Genomic DNA, 17,640 nt, shown 5'->3' with positions numbered 1-17,640 from the left:
CCGGATTCCGGCAGGAGACGTGTCCATGAGTTCCGAAATCCTCGATCGCGGTCTGGTGATCGACGCTGTTCGCGTGACCGAGATCGCCGCCATCGCCGCCTGGAAACTGGTGGGCCGGGGCGACGAGATGGCGGCGGACCAGGCGGCGGTGGACGCCATGCGCACGGCCCTGAACGACCTGGATATCGACGGCGAGATCGTGATCGGCGAGGGCGAGCGGGACGAAGCCCCCATGCTCTACATCGGCGAGAAGGTTGGCAGGGGGAAGGGCCCCAAGATCGACATCGCCCTGGACCCCCTGGAGGGCACGACCCTGACCGCCAAGGCGATGGCCAATGCGCTGGCGGTCATGGCCTGGGCGCCCAAGGGCACCCTGCTGAACGCGCCCGACACCTATATGGACAAGATCGCCTGCGGACCCGGCTATCCGGCCGGCATCATCGATCTCGACAAGACCCCGGCCCAGAACGTCGAGGATCTGGCCGAGGCCAAGGGCGTCGACCCCAGCGAGATCACAGTGTGCATCCTGGACCGTCCGCGCCACGCCGAGATCATCGCCAGCGTCCGCTCGGTGGGTGCGCGCATCTACCTGATCACCGACGGCGACGTGGCGGGCGTGATGAACACCGCCGACCCCTCCACCGGCGTGGACCTCTATCTTGGCCAGGGCGGGGCGCCGGAGGGCGTGCTGGCCTGTGCGGCGCTGAAGTGTGTCGGCGGTCAGTTCCAGGGCCGACTGGTGTTCCGCAACGCCGACGAGAAGGCCCGCGCCATGCGGATCGGCATCACCGATTTCGACCGCAAATACGATCTGCACGAGATGGTCCGCGCCGACGCGATCTTCGCCGCCACCGGTGTCACCAACGGCGCCCTACTGGACGGCGTCCACTATGAGGACGGCTTCGTCCACACCCACACCATCGTCATGAACTCCGCCACCCAGACGGTGCGCGAAGTGCGGATGAAACGGCCGGTGTGATGGCTGAGGGTTCTCAGATGCTCCCCTTCTGGGGGAGCTGTCGGCGCAGCCGACTGAGGGGGACTTTGACTCTTGTTTCGAGGCTGAAGGTGTCGACTACGTCGATCCCCCTCCGTCACGCGTCGATCGACGCGCGACACCTCCCCCACATCGGCCTGCGGCCTGGGGGAGGATCGGATGCCTGACGGCGCGACGTCGGCGCCCGGCTATCTGGGCGTCACCAAGTCGCTCAGCGGCCGGCTGTGGCGCGAGCGAGCCGCCGATCCCGAGACCGTGCGCCGCCATGAGATGGCGCTCGGCCTGCCTGAGCCCCTGGCGCGGGCCCTGGCCTCGCGTGGCGTGCAGGACGGCCTGGGCGAGCACTACCTCAATCCGACCCTCAAGGCCCTGTTCCCCGACCCGTCCAGCTTCATGGACATGGACAAGGCCGCCACCATCCTGGTGGACGCCGTCTCCAAGGGCCGCCCCATGGCGGTGTTCGCCGACTATGACGTGGACGGGGCCTCCAGCGCCGCCCAGCTGGTGCGCTGGACCCGGGCGATGGGTGCGCCCCTGCGCATCTACGTCCCCGATCGCATCACCGAGGGTTACGGCCCTTCGCCCGCGGCCTTCCGCCGCCTGAAGGACGAGGGCGTCGAGCTGGTGATCACCGTCGACTGCGGCGCCGCGGCCATGGAGGCGGTGACCTACGCCGTCGAGATCGGGCTGGAGGTGGTGGTGATCGACCACCACCTGATGCGCGGCGATGAAGTTCCCCCCGCCACGGCCTTGGTGAACCCCAACAGGCCAGGCTGCGGGTCGGGGCAGGGGGTGCTGGCCGCGGCCGGGGTCACCTTCGTCCTGATGGCCGCCCTGAACCGCGAGGCGCGCCGCCAGGGCCTGTTCACGACCGAGCGTCCCGAGCCCGATATCCGCCAATGGCTGGACCTGGCCTGCATGGGCGCCATCTGCGACGTCACCCAGCTGGTGGGCTTCAACCGTGCCCTGGCCTCCCAGGGCCTGAAGGTGATGTCCGGCTGGCGCAACCCTGGCCTCAAGGCGCTGCTGGACGTGGCCAAGAGCCAGGGGCCGGCCACGGCCTTCCACGTGGGCTTCGTGCTGGGGCCCCGCATCAACGCGGGCGGCCGCATCGGCCGCGCCGACCTGGGCGCGCGCCTGCTGTCCACCGACGACCCCCGCGAGGCCGCCGACCTGGCCGCCGAACTCGACGCCCTGAACGCCTCGCGCAAGGAAGTCGAGCGCGAGGTGCTGGAGCAGGCCGTCCAGATCATCGAGCGCGAGAGCAATCAGGCCGACCTGCCGGTGCTGCTCGTGTCGGCCGACGACTGGCACCCTGGGGTCATCGGCATCGTCGCCGGGCGCCTGCGGGAGCGCTATCGCAAGCCGGTGATGGTGATCGGCGTCGACCGGGCGGCGAATGTCGGCAAGGGCTCGGGCCGTTCCCAGCCCGGGGTGAACCTCGGCCGGGCCGTCCAGGCCGCCTATGAGGAGGGCCTGCTGATCGCTGGGGGTGGCCACGCCATGGCCGCGGGCCTCAGCGTCAAGCCCGACACGATTCCCGAGCTGCGGGCCTTTCTCTGCGAGCGCCTCGCCGACGAAAGCGAGGTCGCCGCGGCGGAGGACGGCCTCGACATCGACGCCCTGATCACCACCGGCGGCGCCGACCGGGCGCTGTATGAGAGCTTCCAGCGGATGGCCCCTTTCGGCCCCGGCAACCCTGAGCCGGTCTTCGCCCTCTCCGATGTCCGCGTGGAGCGGGCCATGGCGCTCAAGGGGGGGCATGTGCGGGTCACCCTGACCGACCGCACCGGCGGCAAGTTGAAGGCCGTGGCCTGGCGTTCCGAGGGCACGGAGATCGGCGCGCGCCTGCTGGCCGAGGGCGGCGGATTGCATATCGTCGGTCGCTTGAAGCCCGATGATTGGCAAGGCCGATCCAGCGTCGAGCTGGAGATCGAGGACGTCGCCGACCTGCGTCGGGTGGGGTGAAGCGCAGCCATTGTGGTGAACTGCGACAAGTCGTGGTCAGTGCGCTTGCACACCCCCAGGAACGCAGATATAGAGCCGCCCTTCGCCGCTGCGGTCCCTTCGTCTATCGGTTAGGACGCCAGGTTTTCAACCTGGAGAGAGGGGTTCGACTCCCCTAGGGACTGCCACGCGAATTCGCCCTTAGAAGGGCAGCCGACATAGGCTCGGCGCCAATCCATCGCGCAAAGCGCGAGAAACACACCAAATGCGTGCATTTGGCTGAAAAACCCCCATTGACGGCTCTCCTGTTACGAGAACAGTGTTATGACTGGCCAGTATCCGTAGGGATTGGGAGATCGGGCCAGAGGGGCAAATGTCTGGTTACGAATTCGAGAGTGTAGATTCGCACGAGGATGCTGTGCGGATCAGTGGGCGGATCAAGTGGTTCGACGCAGGTAAGGGCTATGGCTTCATCGTCCCTGACGATCCGGGCCAGACCGACCTGAAAGATGTTCTTCTGCATGTGACATCGTTGAGGAACTCGGGGCGTGAGAACGCCCTGGAAGGCGCCATCATTGTTTGCGACGTCATCCGCCGTCCCAAGGGCTGGCAGGTGTCGGAAGTGGTGGACCTCGACGAGAGCTCCGCGCCGCCGCCCGCCGAGCGTCGGCCGCGTGAGGATCACGGCTTCCGACGCGACCGCGACAGCTTCGCTCGCCACAACGGAGGCTTCGACCGGCAGGCGAGCGGTTTCCCCGCCCGTAGTTCACGTCCGGCGCCGGAGGCGCGAGGCCCCCTGGAGCGCGCCAAGGTCAAGTGGTTCAACCGCGCCAAGGGCTATGGCTTCGTGGTGCGGGACGGAGAGCCCGGCGACATTTTCGTCCATATCGAAACCCTGCGCCGCTCGGGCATCGAGGACCTGCAGCCGGGGGACGACGTCATGGTCCGCTTCGCCGAGGGGCCCAAGGGCCTGGTGGTGGCGGAACTGGAATCCATCGGCATGGCCTGAGCCCGCCTTGCCTAGGCCGCAAGCCTCCCCCAAAGGATAAGTCACTGTCCTAGTCAGGGAGGCCGGCTTGTCGTCTTTGTCCTTCAGGCCGCTATGGCTGGCGGCGATGGCCTTCGCCGCTGTCATGGTGGGCAGCCCCGCCGCCGCGGTCCTGCCGGTCCAGGGCTATGAGGTGCGCGCCACCTATCCCCACGACCCCCGGGCCTTCACCCAGGGCCTTTTCTATCTCGACGGCTTCATGTTCGAGAGCACCGGCTGGCTGGGCCGATCCACGATCCGCAAGGTCCGGCTGAAGGACGGCGTCGTCCTGCAATCGGCCGGCATCGATCCGGACCAGTTCGGCGAGGGCGCCGTCAACTTCGGCTCCGAAATCGTGAGCCTCACCTGGCGGCACGAGACGGGCTACCGGTGGGACCTGAAGACCTTCGCCCGCAAGGGCAGCTTCAGCTATCCGGGGGAGGGCTGGGGCCTGACCCAGGACGGCAAGTCCCTGATCATGAGCGACGGCACGGCGTTCCTGAGGTTTCTCGACCCTAAGACCCTGCGCGAGACCCGGCGGATCAAGGTGACCGCCGAGGGCCGGCCGGTGCTCAGGCTCAATGAGCTGGAATGGGTGAAGGGCGAGATCCTCGCCAACATCTGGGAGACCAACCGCATCGCCCGCATCGATCCCGCGACGGGCGCGGTGAAGGGTTGGATCGACCTGACCGGCCTGCCCGAGACCCTGTCCTACCGGGACCCGAACGCCGTCGCCAACGGCATAGCCTATGACCAGAAGGGTGACCGTCTGTTCGTCACCGGAAAGTACTGGCCCAACCTGTACCAAATCGACCTGAAGCCGCTGAAGGACTCCCGATGACCGCGCCGGCCGAGATCACGCCCCCGGAGGGCTTCATCAAGTCCCAGGGGCGCGGTGACTTCTCCACCATCAACGGCCCCTATTATCATCGCGCCGAGCAGCAGGAGGGCCTGACCCAGCAAGCCTTCTTCGCCGAGCAGCGGCACGCCAATGGGCTGGGCCTGGTGCATGGCGGCATGCTCACCGCCTTCCTGGACGGTCTGCTGGCCGCCGCCGTGTGGCGCGAGACCCAGACCCGGTCGGTGACCATCCACCTGTCGGTGGACTTCCTGCACATGGCCCGGATCGGGGAATGGGTGATGGGGGACGCCCGTGTCACCCGCGCCACCCGCGATGTGGCCTTCGTGGAGGGCCGGGCCTATGTCGGCGGCCACGATGTGGTCCGCGCCTCAGGGGTGTTCAAGCTGATGCACCGGCGGGCGCGTTAGCCCAGGACGACCTTGGCCATAAGGATGGCGACGAGGATCGCCACGCCGCCGATCAGCGCCAGACGGATGTGTTCGGCGTGGCGGTCGAAGAACTGGGCGCGCTTGCGCATCTCGCCACGCCGGGTGCGTTTCGACTTTGTTTTTGATCTCGGCATGCCGGCTCCCCGTCCAAAACCTAACAGACGAAGGCGGCAAAGGTCGAGGGATCGAGCCCTGCGGCCTCCTATCGTTTGCGGGAACAGCCAAAGCCTTATATCCCACGCCCTCCGGTGCTTTTCGGGGTGTAGCGCAGCCTGGTAGCGCATCTGGTTTGGGACCAGAGGGTCGGAGGTTCGAATCCTCTCGCCCCGACCAGCACCGGCCAAAACGACCTATCGCCAGGGATCTGTCATGCTCGCGCGCATCTATCGTCCGGCCAAGAACGCCATGCAGTCTGGCAAGGCCAAGACCAAGGATTGGCTGCTCGAGTTCGCGCCCGAGGAAGCCTGGGCCTCAGATCCGCTGATGGGCTGGACCCAGACCCGCGACACCGACGGTCAGATTCGCCTGTCCTTCGACACCTCGGAAGACGCGGTCGCCTACGCGCAGGCCCACGCCATCCCTTTCCAGCTGTTCGATCCCAAGCCGGCCAAGCGCATCGTGAAAGCCTACGCCGACAACTTCGCCTTCAACCGCAAGCAGCCCTGGACTCACTAGCCCAGGGCGCTCCAGGGTTCAGGGAATCCCGTCGAGGCGCGCGGCTCCGGCGTCTGAGATGGCTGCGCTGGGCGAAGGCACCGTGGCCGAGGCGGGAATCGCCGCTTCTTCAGCCGACCGTGCGGTGACGATCGTGCGCTGAGGCGCATTGCTGTTCTCGATCAGGGCGAGGCGCTGTTGGGCTTCGTCCGCCACATTGAACCGGCGCCGCGGGGCGCTGGGACCGTCGCCGCTCAACGTTCCGTCGAGATGGGCATACTGGCCATCCCGCACGAGCCCACGATAGATCTCGGCGGCTTCCCGGCGACGGGCGGTGTTCTCGTAGCCCACGGCCAGGTTGAACCGGTTGCGCAGGGAGGGACGGGCGGCGACGGCGCGTTCGAGCAGGTTCGTCGCCGTGTAGAGGTCGCCATACCGAAGCGAAGTCAGGCCGGTTTCCATGCTCGCGTTCTGCGGAACATCCGGCGCTGCGGCCAAGGTTTGCGCCGCATCGAGACGGGCGGTTTGTTGGGTGGCGCAGCCGGTTGCCAGTGTTCCGAGCGCAAGCGCTGCAATGACGTGAATATAGGGTTTCATAGTGTAGCTCCACCTTGTTGAAGGCGTGAGATTCCACGACGCGCGGAGATCTGAGAGCTACAATCACTGCGTCTTGTACTCACGGTGATTGGTTAAGCTGAATTAACTGCTTTTGGTTCCTGCGCTTTGTGGTGTTTTTCAGACGCCGCCCGCCAAGGCCTGCCCGGCCCGCTTGCGGACAGGCGCTCAAGGCCCTATCGGCTACTCCGCACCAACGAAGCGCCCTTAGCTCAACTGGATAGAGCACCTGCCTTCTAAGCAGGCGGTTGCAGGTTCGAGTCCTGCAGGGCGCGCCAGGGCTAGCCGCCCGCGGCGCGGAAGGCCTCCAGGCCCCTCGTCAGGTCGGCCATCAGGTCGTCGGCGTTCTCCAACCCGACGTGCAGGCGCATCAAGGGGCCGCCGTAGTCATGGCGGAACTTCCGCGTGCCGAGCTGGGGATCGCAGGAGATGGCCAGGCTCTCGAAGCCGCCCCAGGAGAAGCCCAGGCCAAACAGGTCGAGGGCGTCCAGGAAGGCGTTCACCGCCACCTCGGGGGCAGGCCTGAAGACGAAGCTGAACAGGCCGCAGGCGCCGCTATAGTCGCGCCTCCATAGCTCGTGGTCCGGACAGCCGGGCAGGGCGGGGTGCAGGACCCCGGCCACCTCCGGCTGATCGCGCAGCCAGGCGGCGATGGTCAGGCTGCTTTCCCCCTGTTTCGCCAACCGGGTGGGCAGGGTGCGCAGGCCGCGCAGCATCTGGTAGGCGTCCTCGGGCGCCACGGCCCAGCCGAGGTGGACGATGCCGTTCTCCAGCTGGCCTACCAAGGCCGGATCGGTCGCCGCCGCCGAACCCATGAAGACATCGGAATGGCCGCCGACATACTTCGTCAGGGCCTGGACGCTGATGTCCACGCCGTGGGCCAGGGGCTTGATCAGGTAGCCGGCGCCCCAGGTGTTGTCGGCAAGGGTCAGGATGCCCCGTGCGCGGGCCAGGCTGGAGATGGCGGCTAGGTCCTGCATCTCGAAGGAGAGAGACCCGGGGCTCTCCATGACGATCAGCCGCACGGCGTCGCTGGCGCCCCCCACCAGATCCTCTGGGCTCTGGCGCGGATCGAAATAGCGGACCGCCACGCCGAAACGCCGCAGCACATGATCGCAGAAGCGCCGGGTGGGCTTATAGATGTTGTCCACGACCAGAACTTCGTCGCCGGCCCTCAGCACCGCCAGCATGGCGCCGGTCAGCGCCGCGAGGCCGGAGGGGTAGAGGCAGACGCAGGCGGCCCCCTCCATTTCGGCGAGCGCGTCGCGCAGGGCGTCGTGGGCCGAGAGGCCCTGGCGGCCATAGGTGATGAAGCTGTCGTCGTCGTAGAGGGCCTCGGCGTTGGGCAGGAGGACGGTGGAGCCCTTCTGGATCGGCGGCCCCACGGTCTTGGCCAGCGACTTTGGCGCGGCGCCGGCGCGGATCAGGCGGGTTTCTTCGGCCATGCGGCTTGACGGCTCGGAACGAACAGGGGCGACAATGCCCGCACTCCTTAGAACCTTGGTGAGGTCTGTGATCAAGGCGCTACGCCGAACCGCCGCCGTTGGACTCCTGCTGTGGCTCGCCGCGTGCGGCGACGCTGGCGATGCGCCCAAACCGCAGCCTGTGACCACGGCCGCCGCCGACCCGGCGACCCAGGTCCTGCAGGCCAAGGCCAGCCCGACCCTCGCGGCCGTTCGAGCGCGTGGCTACCTCGCCTGCGGCGTCAACGCGGGCCTCGCGGGCTTCGCCTTCCCAGACGACAAGGGGACCTGGCGCGGCTTTGATGTGGACATCTGCCGCGCGGTCGCAGCCGCGGTGCTGGGGGACGCCAAGGCGGTCCGGTTCACCGCGATCCCCGCCCAGGACCGTTTCGCGGCCTTATCGTCGGGCAAGATCGACATTCTGTCGCGCAACACCTCCTGGACCTTCGGCAGGGATGCGGGCGCGCTCGACTTTCCGGCGGTCACCTATTTCGACGGCCAGGGGTTCCTCGCCCCCAAGGCGCTCGGGCTCGCCAGCGCCGACGAGCTGAACGGCGCGCGGATCTGTGTCCAGGCCGGCACCGCCAGCGAACAGAACATGGCCGACTACTTCAAGATCCGGGGCCTGAAATACAGCGCTGTCGTTTCGGTGTCCGAGGCGCAGGCCAGGGAGACCTATCAGGGCGAGGGCTGCGACGCTTACACCGCCGACGTCTCGGCCCTGGCCTCGGCGCGATCGCTGATGAACAACCCCAACGCCCACGTCGTCCTGCCCACGGTGATCTCCAAGGAGCCGTTGGGACCCGTGGTGCGTCAGGACGACCCGGCCTGGACCGATATCGTGCGCTGGAGCGTCTATGCCCTGATGCTGGGGGAGGAGCTGAAGCTGACAGCCGACAACGTCGCCGAAGCGCGGGACGCTTCCCAGGACCCCCGCGTCCGCCGCCTGCTGGGCGCCCAGGGGAACCTTGGTCCGTTGCTTGGCCTGAAGGCTGACTGGGCCTTCCAGGCGATCCGACAGGTCGGCGCCTATGACGAGGTGTTCCGCCGCAATCTGGGCCAGGGCTCGCCGCTCAAGCTGGAGCGCGGCCTCAACGCCCTGTGGAACGCGCCGCAGCCCGGCCTCCACTATCCGCCGCCGGTTCGCTGACGCTGGGGCAGTTCCCCCTTGCAATACAGCGTTCGGTTCGGCGTCATCTGTTCAACGACATCTGAGCGGACCCTCGAGAGTCCGCCTGCCAGGGAGGACGACCATGAGCGACGGTTCCGTCGATATCCGCCAGGAGGCCCGCCAGCAGGCCGCGGCTCTGCCGCTGGATCAGCTCAATCCCGCCCAGCCGGAGCTGTTCACCAGCGACACCATGTGGGCCCAATTTGAGCGCCTGCGCCGCGAAAGCCCGGTGCACTACACGGAAAACAGCGAGTACGGGCCCTATTGGTCGGTCACCAAGTACAACGACATCATGGCCATCGACACCAATCATCAGGTGTTCTCCTCGGCCGACGGCATCGTCCTGCAGAGCCTGGAGTCCAAGGCCGAATCGGCCGGCCGGCCGACTCGGCCCAGCTTCATCGGCATGGATCCGCCCAAGCACGATGTGCAGCGCAAGGCGGTCAGCCCGGCCGTGGCGCCGCACAACCTGGCCCAGATGGCGCCGGTGATCCGCGAGCGGGCTGGCGCCATCCTGGATGGCCTGCCCATCGGCGAGACCTTCGACTGGGTGGACCTGGTCTCGAAGGAGCTGACGGCCATGACGCTGGCCACCCTCTTCGACTTCCCCTTCGAACGCCGCCGCGACCTGACCTACTGGTCGGACATGATGACCAATCCGCCCGGCCACGGAGTCTGCGAGAGCTGGGAGCAGAAGCGCAGCGAGCTCACCAAGTGCTTTGACGCCTTCGACGGCCTGTGGGCCGACCGGATCAAGGACACCGAGCCGAAGTTCGACATGATCTCCATGCTGGCCCACAACCCGGCCACGCGGGACATGGACGAGCACGAGTACCACGGCAACGTCACCCTGCTGATCATCGGCGGCAACGACACCACCCGGAACACCATCTCCGGCTCGATCTTCGCCCTGAACCAGAACCCGGCCCAATACCGCAAGCTGCGGGAGAACCCGTCCTTGATCCCGTCGATGGTCTCCGAGACCATCCGCTGGCAGACGCCCCTGGCCCACATGGCGCGCACGGCGACGCAGGACCACGAGATCGGCGGCAAGACCATCCGCAAGGGGGACCGGGTGGCCATGTGGTACGTCTCGGGCAACCGCGACGACGAGGTCATCGCCAATCCCGATAACTACATCATCGACCGGGAGCGGCCCCGCCAGCACCTGTCCTTCGGGTTCGGCGTCCACCGCTGCGTCGGCAACCGCCTGGCCGAGCTGCAGCTGCAGATCATCTGGGAGGAGATCCTGGCCCGCTTCCCCACCGTCGAGGTGGTGGGCGAACCCCAGCGGACCCACTCGGTGTTCGTGAAGGGCTACGAGACCCTGCCGGTGATCATCCCGACGCGAAACTAGAGGGCGAGGCGCATCGCGCAGCGGTCAGTCAGGCCGCGGGCCGCCTCCTCGGCGAGGATGGCGGCCAGCACCGTCGGCGGCGCGTCCAGGAGCTCAAAGCCCAGGCGCGCATAGAACGGCGCGTTCCAGGGAATGCCGCGGAAGGTGGTCAGGGTCGCGGTGCGGTAGCCGGCCCGCCGGGCCTCGGCCAAGGCGGCGTCCATGAGGGCGCGGCCTATGCCCTTGCGCTGGTGGTCGTGGCCGACGGCGAGCTCCAGGATGTGGAAGGCGCCCGCCACGGGCTGCGTGGAAATGAAGCCCGCCACGACCTCGTCCTCCTCGGCGACCCAGACCCCGCCGGCCTCGATCAGCGGCGGATAGGCGTCGGCCTCGGCGACGATGTCGTCTGCGATCCAGGCCTGATCGGTGCCGCGAAACGCCTCGCCCGCCGAACGTTCGATCTGCGGCAGGGCTGGGATGTCGTCCCAGGTCGCCAGGCGGACCCTCAAGGACCGGTCACCACGGCGGTGTCGCTGCGGCCGCCCCATTCGGTCCAGGAGCCGTCATAGACGGCCACGTCCGCGCGGCCGAGACGGGCCAGGGCCAGGGCGACCACCGAGGCGGTCACGCCCGAGCCGCAGGTGGTGACGATGGGGGCGCCGAGGTCGACCTTGGCGGCGGCGAACAGCGGCCTCAGCTGGTCGGCCGGCTTCATCGTGCCGTCCGCATTCAGAAGGCTGTCGAAGGGCGTATTGCGGGCGCCCGGCATGTGGCCCGATCGTAGCCCGGCGCGAGGCTCCGGCGCCTCGCCGCGGAAGCGCGCCGCGCCGCGGGCGTCCACCAGCTGGGCGGCCTTCGATTCAAGCAGGTTCTTCACCGCCGCCACGTCGCGCACCAGCCGGGCGTTCAGGCTGGGCGAGAGTGCCGTTGGGGGCAGGGTGGCGGGGTCAGCCTCGGTGGGGCGGCCCTCGGCCAGCCATGTCTTGAAGCCGCCATCCAGCACAAAGACCTTGTCGAAGCCCATCACCCGCAGGGTCCACCAGACCCGGGCGGACGAGCGGATGCCGAAGCTGTCATAGACCACGACTGTGGCGTCCCGTGACAGGCCGAGCTTCCCGGCCATCTCGGCGAAAGCCTCCGCCGTCGGCAGCATGTGGGGGAGGTCCACGGTCTTGTCGGCGATGGCGTCGATGTCGAAAAAGACGGCCCCCGGGATGTGGGCGGCCAGATACTCGGCATGACCTTCGCGGCCCTCGCCCGGCATGAACCAGGTGGCGTCCACCACCTGTGCTTCGCCCAGGCGGGACGCCAGCCAGTCCGTGGAAACCAGGGGGTCGGTCATAGCCAGCCGGGGACAGGCAGGCCCCGCTCCTTCAGGAACTCGGGATTGTAGATCTTGCTCTGATAGCGCGAGCCCTGGTCGCACAGGATGGTCACGATGGTGTGGCCGGGGCCCAGGTCCTTGGCCATGCGAATGGCGCCGGCGACGTTGATGCCGGTGGAGCCGCCCATCACCAGCCCCTCGTGCTCGACCATGTCGTAGATGGCCAGCAGCATCTCCTCGTCGCCGATGCGGTAGGCATGGTCGATCTTCAGGCCCTCCAGATTGGCGGTGATCCGACCCTGGCCGATGCCCTCGCTGATCGAGGTCCCCTCCGACTTGAGTTCGCCGTCGGTGAAGTAGCTATAGAGCGCCGCGCCGTGCGGGTCGGCCAGGCCGATGGCCACCTTGGGATTCCTCGCCCGCAGCGCCTCGGCCACCCCCGCCAGGGTTCCGCCGGAGCCCACGGCGCAGATGAAGGCGTCCACCTTGCCGTCCGTCTGCTCCCAGATCTCAGGACCCGTGGTCTCGACGTGGGCCAGGCGGTTGGCGACATTGTCGAACTGGTTGGCCCAGATCGCGCCGGCCGGCTCCTTCGCATTAAGTTCTTCGGCCAACCGTCCAGAATAGCGGACATAGTTGTCGGGATTGGAGTAGGGGACCGCGTCCACCTCCACCAATTGCGCGCCCAGGAGGCGGATGGCGTCCTTCTTCTCCTGGCTCTGGGTGCGCGGGATGACGATCGTGGTCTTGTAGCCGCTGGCCCCGGCGACCATGGCGAGGCCGATGCCGGTGTTGCCGGCCGTCCCCTCCACGATCCGACCGCCCGGTTTCAAAAGGCCGCTTCGTTCCGCGTCGCGGATGATGTGAAGCGCCGCCCGGTCCTTCACGGACTGGCCGGGGTTCATGAACTCGGCCTTGCCGAGGATTTCGCAGCCCGTGGCCTCGCTGGCGCGAGCCAGGCGAATGAGCGGCGTGTTTCCGATGGCGTCCAGGACGCTGTGTGCGACGGTCATGCCCGCTACTTAAGGGGCCATCGGGCGTCCGAACAGGGGGCGATCAGGCCTTTGAGAGGCCAAGCTGCACCACATCGGTGCGACCGGTGCGGAAACCCGCGTCGCAATAGCTGAGATAGAAGCGCCAGATCTTGCGGAACTTCTCATCGAAACCGGCGCCCTTGATGTCGTCCCAACGGGCGTCGAACCGTTCTGCCCATTGGGCCAGGGTGTCAGCATAGTCCTGGCCGAAGCGGGCAATTCCCGTCCAGGTGAGGCCCGCCCGGTCCGTCTCGGCCTTGAGCTTGCTCTCCGACGGCAGCATCCCGCCGGGGAAGATGTACTTCTGGATGAAGTCTGCGTGGCGGCGATAGTCCTCGAACAGCTCTTCCTGGATGGTGATGATCTGCAGACCGGCGCGGCCGCCCGGGGCCAGGACCTGATCGATCTTGTTGAAATAGGTGGGCCAGTAGCGCTCGCCCACGGCCTCGAACATCTCGATGGAGGCCACCCGATCAAAGGTCCCGCCCACGTCGCGGTAATCGATCAGCTTGATCTCGGCGCGGTCGCTCAGGCCCTGGTCGAACATGCGCTTTGCGGCGAAGTCGTGCTGCGCCTTGGAGATGGTGATGCCGGTGACCTTGGCCCCGACCTCCCTGGCCGCGTATTCGGCGAAGCCGCCCCAGCCGCAGCCGATCTCCAGCACGGTCTGTCCGGCCTTCAGGTCCATCCGTTCGGCCAGCGCCCGGTACTTGTTGGCCTGGGCGGCCTCCAGGCCCTGGCCGGGATGGGCGAACCTGGCCGAGGAGTAGGTCATGCTGGGGTCCAGCCAGCGCGCGTAGAAGTCATTGCCCAGATCGTAGTGGGCGTGGATGTTCCGCTTGGATCCCCTGCGAGAATTGCCGTTCAGGGCATGGCTCAGGACGTTGAAAACGCCCACCATGGGATTGCCCTGGGTCACCCGGCGCAGGTTCTCGAAGTTCAGCGAGAAGACGCTCAGCACCGCTGTCAGGTCCGGCGTATCCCATTCTCCGGCCGCATAGCCCTCCGCGAAGCCGATATCGCCTGCCGCCAGGGCGCGGCGGATGAAGCGGAAGTCGCGAACGATGATGCGGGCCGTGGGACCCGGCTCGCCCTCCAGCCGCAGCTCGTGGCCTTTGGGCGTGACGAAGGTGAGTTCCCCCGCCATCCAGTTGTGCGCCATCATCCGCAGGGCGTTGCGGAAGATCGCGGGGACATCGGCCAAGGCGGGGAGGCGGCGGAAGGCGCGCGGCGAGGCCGCAAGGGCGGTCAGGGACGATTCGTGCGCCAGGGTCATGGCTGCAACTCCCGATCTCTCACTGGATACTAACACTGGTTTGGCGTCGGGAAAATTCGAGAACCCTTGCTGAACCTACGGCCGCGTTCCGGCCCCGGATGCAGGCGACGAATTCCAGCTTGTGAAGAGGCGCCCCGCGCGCCACTTAGGCGCAAATCCCCGACTGATCCGGAGTCCGCCCATGGCCGTTCTGACCCTGAACAAGTGGAACATCTCGATTGGCGATGGCCAGCCGCTGTTCGTGATCGCTGGTCTGAATGTCCTGGAAGACCTGGAGCTGGCTCGCGTCACGGCTCGCCAGTTGAAGGCCATCTGCCGCGATCTAGGCCTGCCCTATGTGTTCAAGGCGAGCTTCGACAAGGCCAACCGCTCGTCGATCCATAGCTACCGCGGCCCCGGTCTCGAAAAGGGCCTCGAGATCTTGCAGGCGATCAAGGACGAGTTCGACGTTCCGATCTGCACCGACCTGCATGAGGTCAGCCAGGCAGAGCCGGTGGCCGAGGTCGCCGATATCGTCCAGATGCCAGCCTTCCTTGGTCGCCAGACCGACCTGGTGGTCGCAGCGGCGCGGGCGGCGCACAGCCGGGGTGGGTGGCTGCACCAGAAGAAGTCCCAGAACATGGCCCCGTGGGACACCAAGCAGATGGTCGACAAGGTGCGCGAGGCCCTGGGCGGCGCGCAGATCAGCGTGCTCTGCGAGCGCGGCACCACCTTTGGCTACAACAACCTGGTGGTGGACATGCTGGGCATCGGGGAGATGCAGAAGCTCGGCGTGCCGGTCACCATCGACGCGACCCATGCCGTCCAGCTCCCGGGCGCGGATCCGCGCACCCAGGGCGCCTCGACCGGCGGCCGGCGTGAGGGGGTCCCGATCATCGCCAAGGCCGCCATCGCCGCCGGCGCCGACGGCGTCTTCCTGGAGTTCCACCCGAATCCCGACGCGGCGCTCTGCGATGGGCCCAGCACCCTGCCGCTGGACAGCGCCGAGGGCCTGCTTCGCAGCCTGAAGGCCGTTCATACCGCCCGCGCCTAGTGCCATAAACAGCCGCATGGACCTCTCGACCCTCCAGCAACTGCTGACCCGTCTGTCGGGCGCCCGCATCGTCTGCGTCGGCGACCTGATGGTGGACCGCTTCGTCTATGGCGAGGTGACCCGGGTCTCTCCCGAGGCGCCGATCCCGGTCCTGGCCCGTGATCGGGAGCTGGTGATGCTGGGCGGGGCCGGCAACGTCGCGCGCAACGTCGCGGCCCTGGGGGGGGATGTCGCTCTGGTCGGCCTGGTGGGCGGCGACAGCGAGGGCCACGAGGCCCTGCGTCTGATCGGCGACAAGACTGGCATCGAGGGCTTCCTGGTCACCGATCCGGGCCGCCCCACCACGCTCAAGACCCGCTTCGTCTCGGGCGGGCAGCAGCTGCTGCGGGTCGACCTGGAGGCCAGCATCCCGGCGGTGGGCGAGGTCGAGCAGCGCCTGGTGCGTACGGTGCGCGACCTCGCCGCCGGCGCCGGCGTCGTGCTGATCTCCGACTATGGCAAGGGCGTTGTCACCGACGCGGTGATCGCCGCCTGTCGGGAGGCGGGCGGCCTGGTGATCGTCGACTCCAAGGCCCGCAGCTTCCTGCGCTACGGCGAGGTCGACGTGATCAAGCCCAACGCCGGCGAGCTCGCCTACGCCACCGGCCTGCCCACCAGCACCAATCCCGAGATCGAGGCCGCGCTGGCCCACGCCCTCAGCCTCTGCGAGGCCAAGGCCATCCTGGTGACGCGGGCGGCCAAGGGCATCTCGCTCGCCGTGCGCGGCCAGCCCGTTCGCCACTTCCCCGGTGTGCCCCGCGATGTCTTCGACGCCTCGGGCGCCGGCGACACCACCATCGCGGCGCTTGGCCTGGCCCTGGCCGCCGGGACGCCGATGGACCAGGCCATCGAGTTCGCCATGCTCGCCTCTGGCGTCGCCGTGGGCAAGGCGGGCACCGCCACCGTCCTGCCCGAGGAACTGATCGAGGCCTCGCTGACGGCCCACATGGCGCCCGCCGAGGGCAAGATCGTCACGCCCCAGCGGATGGCCGACGAGATCGCCCGCTGGCGCGCCAAGGGGCTGCGGGTGGGCTTCACCAACGGATGCTTCGACATCCTGCACCGTGGCCACGTCACCTATCTCAACCAGGCCAGATCCTGGTGCGACCGGCTGGTGGTGGGGCTCAACTCCGATCGCTCGGTGAAGGCGCTGAAGGGGGAGGGGCGACCGGTCAACGACCTGGAGGGCCGGGCCATGGTGCTGGCGGGCCTCGGCGCCGTGGACCTGGTGGTCCCCTTCGATGAGGACACGCCGATCAAGCTGATCGAGGCCGCCAAGCCTGAAATCCTCATCAAGGGCTCCGACTATTCGGAGGACCAGGTGGTGGGCGGCGACCTGGTGAAGTCCTGGGGCGGGGAGGTGCGCCTGGCCCAGATCGTGGACGGCTATTCCACCACCGCCGCCATCGCCCGCATGACCGCCAAGGAGCCGACATGACCCGTCGTATCGCCTTCGTCACCGGCGGGGCCGGCTTCATCGGCTCCAACATCGTCGCCAAGCTGGCGGAGGACCCCACCCTGGACGTGGTGGTCTGCGACTGGCTTCAGGAAGCCGAGCTCGGCAAGTGGCGCAACATCGCCAAGCATCCGATCGGCGACTTCGTGGCCCCCGAAGACATGTTCGACTGGCTGGAGAAGCGCTGGCGCGACATCGAGATCGTCGTTCACATGGGCGCCATTTCGTCGACCACCGAGCCCGACGCCGACAAGATCATCCACAACAACTTCACGCTCAGCCGCGACCTGTTCCGCTGGTGCGCCGACCGCCAGCGGCGGTTCATCTACGCCTCCTCGGCGGCCACCTACGGCGATGCGACCGCCTTCGACGACAAGGATGATCTTCAGTCCCTGGCCGCCCTGCGGCCGCTGAACGCCTACGGCTGGTCCAAGGCGCTGTTTGATCTCTTCGCCGCGCGGCAGGCGGCTCGCGACTACGCGCCGCCGCAATGGGTGGGGCTGAAGTTCTTCAACGTCTACGGCCCCAACGAGGAGCATAAGCACTCGATGAAGTCGGTGGCCTCGCAGATCTGGCCCAAGGTCGCCGGCGGCCAGTCGGTGCAGCTCTTCAAGTCCTATCGCGAGGGCATCGCCGACGGCGGCCAGACCCGCGACTTCGTCTATGTCCGCGACGTCGCCGACGTGGTGGCCTGGCTCAACGCATCCGAACAGGTGAACGGGGTCTACAACCTTGGCTCCGGAACCGCGCGGACCTTTGAGGACATGGCCAAGGCGGTGTTCGCCGCCGCCGGAAAGCCGGCCCAGATCGAATACACCCCCATGCCGCCCGCCATCCGCGACAAGTACCAGTACTTTACCGAGGCCAAGATGGACCGGCTCAAGGCCGCCGGCTTCAACCAGCCGATGACGGCGCTGGAGGATGGCATCACCGACTATGTCCGCAACTACCTGTCCCAGCCCGATCCCTACAGGTAGG

Annotated in this window: 18 protein-coding genes and 3 tRNA genes; 14 read left to right on the top strand and 7 right to left on the bottom strand. The window is 67.5% G+C overall.

The genetic code is table 11. From position 1 onward, the window contains the following. Positions 1-25 precede the first annotated feature (25 nt). From glpX to OCL97_RS01220, 6 genes are all read left to right on the top strand, one after another. Complete coding sequence (glpX, locus tag OCL97_RS01245) at positions 26-979, top strand: class II fructose-bisphosphatase (RefSeq protein WP_377366873.1); 954 nt, start codon at positions 26-28, stop codon at positions 977-979. Positions 980-1,156: 177 nt separating this feature from the next. Further along, positions 1,157-2,965, top strand: coding sequence for a single-stranded-DNA-specific exonuclease RecJ (recJ, locus tag OCL97_RS01240; protein ID WP_377366871.1), 1,809 nt, complete (start codon positions 1,157-1,159; stop codon positions 2,963-2,965). 92 nt (positions 2,966-3,057) lie between these two features. Continuing rightward, positions 3,058-3,132, top strand: a tRNA-Glu gene (locus tag OCL97_RS01235). Between the two features lie 185 nt (positions 3,133-3,317). Beyond that, on the top strand, positions 3,318-3,953 hold the full coding sequence (locus tag OCL97_RS01230; RefSeq protein ID WP_377366869.1) for a cold-shock protein: 636 nt from the start codon (positions 3,318-3,320) through the stop codon (positions 3,951-3,953). 67 nt (positions 3,954-4,020) lie between these two features. Further along, positions 4,021-4,812, top strand: coding sequence for a glutaminyl-peptide cyclotransferase (locus tag OCL97_RS01225; protein WP_377366867.1), 792 nt, complete (start codon positions 4,021-4,023; stop codon positions 4,810-4,812). Further along, the gene (locus OCL97_RS01220) at positions 4,809-5,240 is read left to right on the top strand and encodes a PaaI family thioesterase (RefSeq protein WP_377366865.1); all 432 of its coding nucleotides are present in this window, start codon (positions 4,809-4,811) and stop codon (positions 5,238-5,240) included. The genes OCL97_RS01225 and OCL97_RS01220 overlap by 4 nt, the downstream gene beginning before the upstream one ends. Here the strand turns inward: OCL97_RS01220 and OCL97_RS01215 are convergent. Next, positions 5,237-5,395 carry a hypothetical protein gene (locus tag OCL97_RS01215; protein WP_377366863.1) on the bottom strand — a complete coding sequence of 53 codons (159 nt, stop codon included), beginning with the start codon at positions 5,393-5,395 and terminating at the stop codon, positions 5,237-5,239. The two genes, OCL97_RS01220 and OCL97_RS01215, sit on opposite strands and share 4 nt — an antisense overlap. Positions 5,396-5,517: 122 nt before the next feature. Between OCL97_RS01215 and OCL97_RS01210 the strand changes: the two genes are divergently transcribed. After that, positions 5,518-5,594: transfer RNA gene (locus OCL97_RS01210), tRNA-Pro, on the top strand. Positions 5,595-5,630: 36 nt separating this feature from the next. After that, on the top strand, positions 5,631-5,936 hold the full coding sequence (locus OCL97_RS01205; RefSeq protein ID WP_377366861.1) for an ETC complex I subunit: 306 nt from the start codon (positions 5,631-5,633) through the stop codon (positions 5,934-5,936). A gap of 18 nt (positions 5,937-5,954) precedes the next feature. Here OCL97_RS01205 and OCL97_RS01200 read toward each other — a convergent pair whose 3' ends face one another. Next, the gene (locus OCL97_RS01200) at positions 5,955-6,512 is read right to left on the bottom strand and encodes a hypothetical protein (RefSeq protein WP_377366859.1); all 558 of its coding nucleotides are present in this window, start codon (positions 6,510-6,512) and stop codon (positions 5,955-5,957) included. A 219-nt stretch (positions 6,513-6,731) separates the two neighbouring features. Here OCL97_RS01200 and OCL97_RS01195 point away from each other — a divergent pair. Further along, a tRNA-Arg gene (locus tag OCL97_RS01195) sits at positions 6,732-6,808 on the top strand. 3 nt (positions 6,809-6,811) lie between these two features. On the opposite strand, the gene metC is transcribed toward OCL97_RS01195, so the two are convergent. Further along, entirely contained in the window at positions 6,812-7,975 is a 1,164-nt protein-coding gene (gene metC / locus OCL97_RS01190) for a cystathionine beta-lyase (protein WP_377366857.1), read from the bottom strand. A 58-nt stretch (positions 7,976-8,033) separates the two neighbouring features. On the opposite strand from metC, the gene OCL97_RS01185 reads away from it, so the two are divergent. Then, positions 8,034-9,143: an amino acid ABC transporter substrate-binding protein gene (locus OCL97_RS01185; RefSeq protein ID WP_377366855.1), complete on the top strand. Its 1,110-nt coding sequence runs from the start codon at positions 8,034-8,036 to the stop codon at positions 9,141-9,143. A 103-nt stretch (positions 9,144-9,246) separates the two neighbouring features. Then, positions 9,247-10,521: a cytochrome P450 gene (locus tag OCL97_RS01180; RefSeq protein WP_377366853.1), complete on the top strand. Its 1,275-nt coding sequence runs from the start codon at positions 9,247-9,249 to the stop codon at positions 10,519-10,521. Here the strand turns inward: OCL97_RS01180 and OCL97_RS01175 are convergent. From OCL97_RS01175 to OCL97_RS01160, 4 genes are read right to left on the bottom strand one after another with little or no spacing between them, the layout of a single operon-like run. Continuing rightward, positions 10,518-11,009, bottom strand: a complete 492-nt coding sequence (locus OCL97_RS01175; protein ID WP_377366851.1) for a GNAT family N-acetyltransferase — start codon at positions 11,007-11,009, stop codon at positions 10,518-10,520. The two genes, OCL97_RS01180 and OCL97_RS01175, sit on opposite strands and share 4 nt — an antisense overlap. After that, positions 11,006-11,842, bottom strand: a complete 837-nt coding sequence (sseA, locus tag OCL97_RS01170) for a 3-mercaptopyruvate sulfurtransferase (RefSeq protein WP_377366849.1) — start codon at positions 11,840-11,842, stop codon at positions 11,006-11,008. The genes OCL97_RS01175 and sseA overlap by 4 nt, the downstream gene beginning before the upstream one ends. Further along, on the bottom strand, positions 11,839-12,837 hold the full coding sequence (locus OCL97_RS01165) for a cysteine synthase A (protein WP_305336722.1): 999 nt from the start codon (positions 12,835-12,837) through the stop codon (positions 11,839-11,841). The genes sseA and OCL97_RS01165 overlap by 4 nt, the downstream gene beginning before the upstream one ends. A gap of 43 nt (positions 12,838-12,880) precedes the next feature. Then, positions 12,881-14,134 carry a class I SAM-dependent methyltransferase gene (locus tag OCL97_RS01160; RefSeq protein WP_377366847.1) on the bottom strand — a complete coding sequence of 418 codons (1,254 nt, stop codon included), beginning with the start codon at positions 14,132-14,134 and terminating at the stop codon, positions 12,881-12,883. A 181-nt stretch (positions 14,135-14,315) separates the two neighbouring features. On the opposite strand from OCL97_RS01160, the gene kdsA reads away from it, so the two are divergent. Genes kdsA through rfaD form a run of 3 tightly spaced genes read left to right on the top strand, consistent with a single transcriptional unit; the run spans position 14,316 to position 17,639 of the window. Next, positions 14,316-15,167 carry a 3-deoxy-8-phosphooctulonate synthase gene (kdsA, locus tag OCL97_RS01155; protein ID WP_377366845.1) on the top strand — a complete coding sequence of 284 codons (852 nt, stop codon included), beginning with the start codon at positions 14,316-14,318 and terminating at the stop codon, positions 15,165-15,167. Between the two features lie 16 nt (positions 15,168-15,183). After that, the gene (gene rfaE2, locus OCL97_RS01150) at positions 15,184-16,644 is read left to right on the top strand and encodes a D-glycero-beta-D-manno-heptose 1-phosphate adenylyltransferase (protein WP_377366843.1); all 1,461 of its coding nucleotides are present in this window, start codon (positions 15,184-15,186) and stop codon (positions 16,642-16,644) included. Continuing rightward, positions 16,641-17,639, top strand: a complete 999-nt coding sequence (gene rfaD / locus OCL97_RS01145) for an ADP-glyceromanno-heptose 6-epimerase (protein ID WP_377366841.1) — start codon at positions 16,641-16,643, stop codon at positions 17,637-17,639. The genes rfaE2 and rfaD overlap by 4 nt, the downstream gene beginning before the upstream one ends. Position 17,640: the final 1 nt, after the last annotated feature.

The organism is Phenylobacterium ferrooxidans (assembly GCF_042714595.1).
GTDB classification, from domain to species: Bacteria; Pseudomonadota; Alphaproteobacteria; order Caulobacterales; family Caulobacteraceae; genus Phenylobacterium; species Phenylobacterium ferrooxidans.
This window is presented reverse-complemented; position numbering and strand designations above follow the sequence as displayed.

Excerpts from the sequence above, each read along its gene's own strand:
- glpX (WP_377366873.1), top strand. The coding sequence starts at position 26 with ATGAGTTCCGAAATCCTCGATCGCGGTCTGGTGATCGACGCTGTTCGC.
- recJ (WP_377366871.1), top strand. The coding sequence starts at position 1,157 with ATGCCTGACGGCGCGACGTCGGCGCCCGGCTATCTGGGCGTCACCAAG.
- OCL97_RS01230 (WP_377366869.1), top strand. The coding sequence starts at position 3,318 with ATGTCTGGTTACGAATTCGAGAGTGTAGATTCGCACGAGGATGCTGTG.
- OCL97_RS01220 (WP_377366865.1), top strand. The coding sequence starts at position 4,809 with ATGACCGCGCCGGCCGAGATCACGCCCCCGGAGGGCTTCATCAAGTCC.
- OCL97_RS01215 (WP_377366863.1), bottom strand. The coding sequence starts at position 5,395 with ATGCCGAGATCAAAAACAAAGTCGAAACGCACCCGGCGTGGCGAGATG.
- OCL97_RS01205 (WP_377366861.1), top strand. The coding sequence starts at position 5,631 with ATGCTCGCGCGCATCTATCGTCCGGCCAAGAACGCCATGCAGTCTGGC.
- OCL97_RS01200 (WP_377366859.1), bottom strand. The coding sequence starts at position 6,512 with ATGAAACCCTATATTCACGTCATTGCAGCGCTTGCGCTCGGAACACTG.
- metC (WP_377366857.1), bottom strand. The coding sequence starts at position 7,975 with ATGGCCGAAGAAACCCGCCTGATCCGCGCCGGCGCCGCGCCAAAGTCG.
- OCL97_RS01180 (WP_377366853.1), top strand. The coding sequence starts at position 9,247 with ATGAGCGACGGTTCCGTCGATATCCGCCAGGAGGCCCGCCAGCAGGCC.
- sseA (WP_377366849.1), bottom strand. The coding sequence starts at position 11,842 with ATGACCGACCCCCTGGTTTCCACGGACTGGCTGGCGTCCCGCCTGGGC.
- OCL97_RS01165 (WP_305336722.1), bottom strand. The coding sequence starts at position 12,837 with ATGACCGTCGCACACAGCGTCCTGGACGCCATCGGAAACACGCCGCTC.
- OCL97_RS01160 (WP_377366847.1), bottom strand. The coding sequence starts at position 14,134 with ATGACCCTGGCGCACGAATCGTCCCTGACCGCCCTTGCGGCCTCGCCG.
- kdsA (WP_377366845.1), top strand. The coding sequence starts at position 14,316 with ATGGCCGTTCTGACCCTGAACAAGTGGAACATCTCGATTGGCGATGGC.
- rfaE2 (WP_377366843.1), top strand. The coding sequence starts at position 15,184 with ATGGACCTCTCGACCCTCCAGCAACTGCTGACCCGTCTGTCGGGCGCC.
- rfaD (WP_377366841.1), top strand. The coding sequence starts at position 16,641 with ATGACCCGTCGTATCGCCTTCGTCACCGGCGGGGCCGGCTTCATCGGC.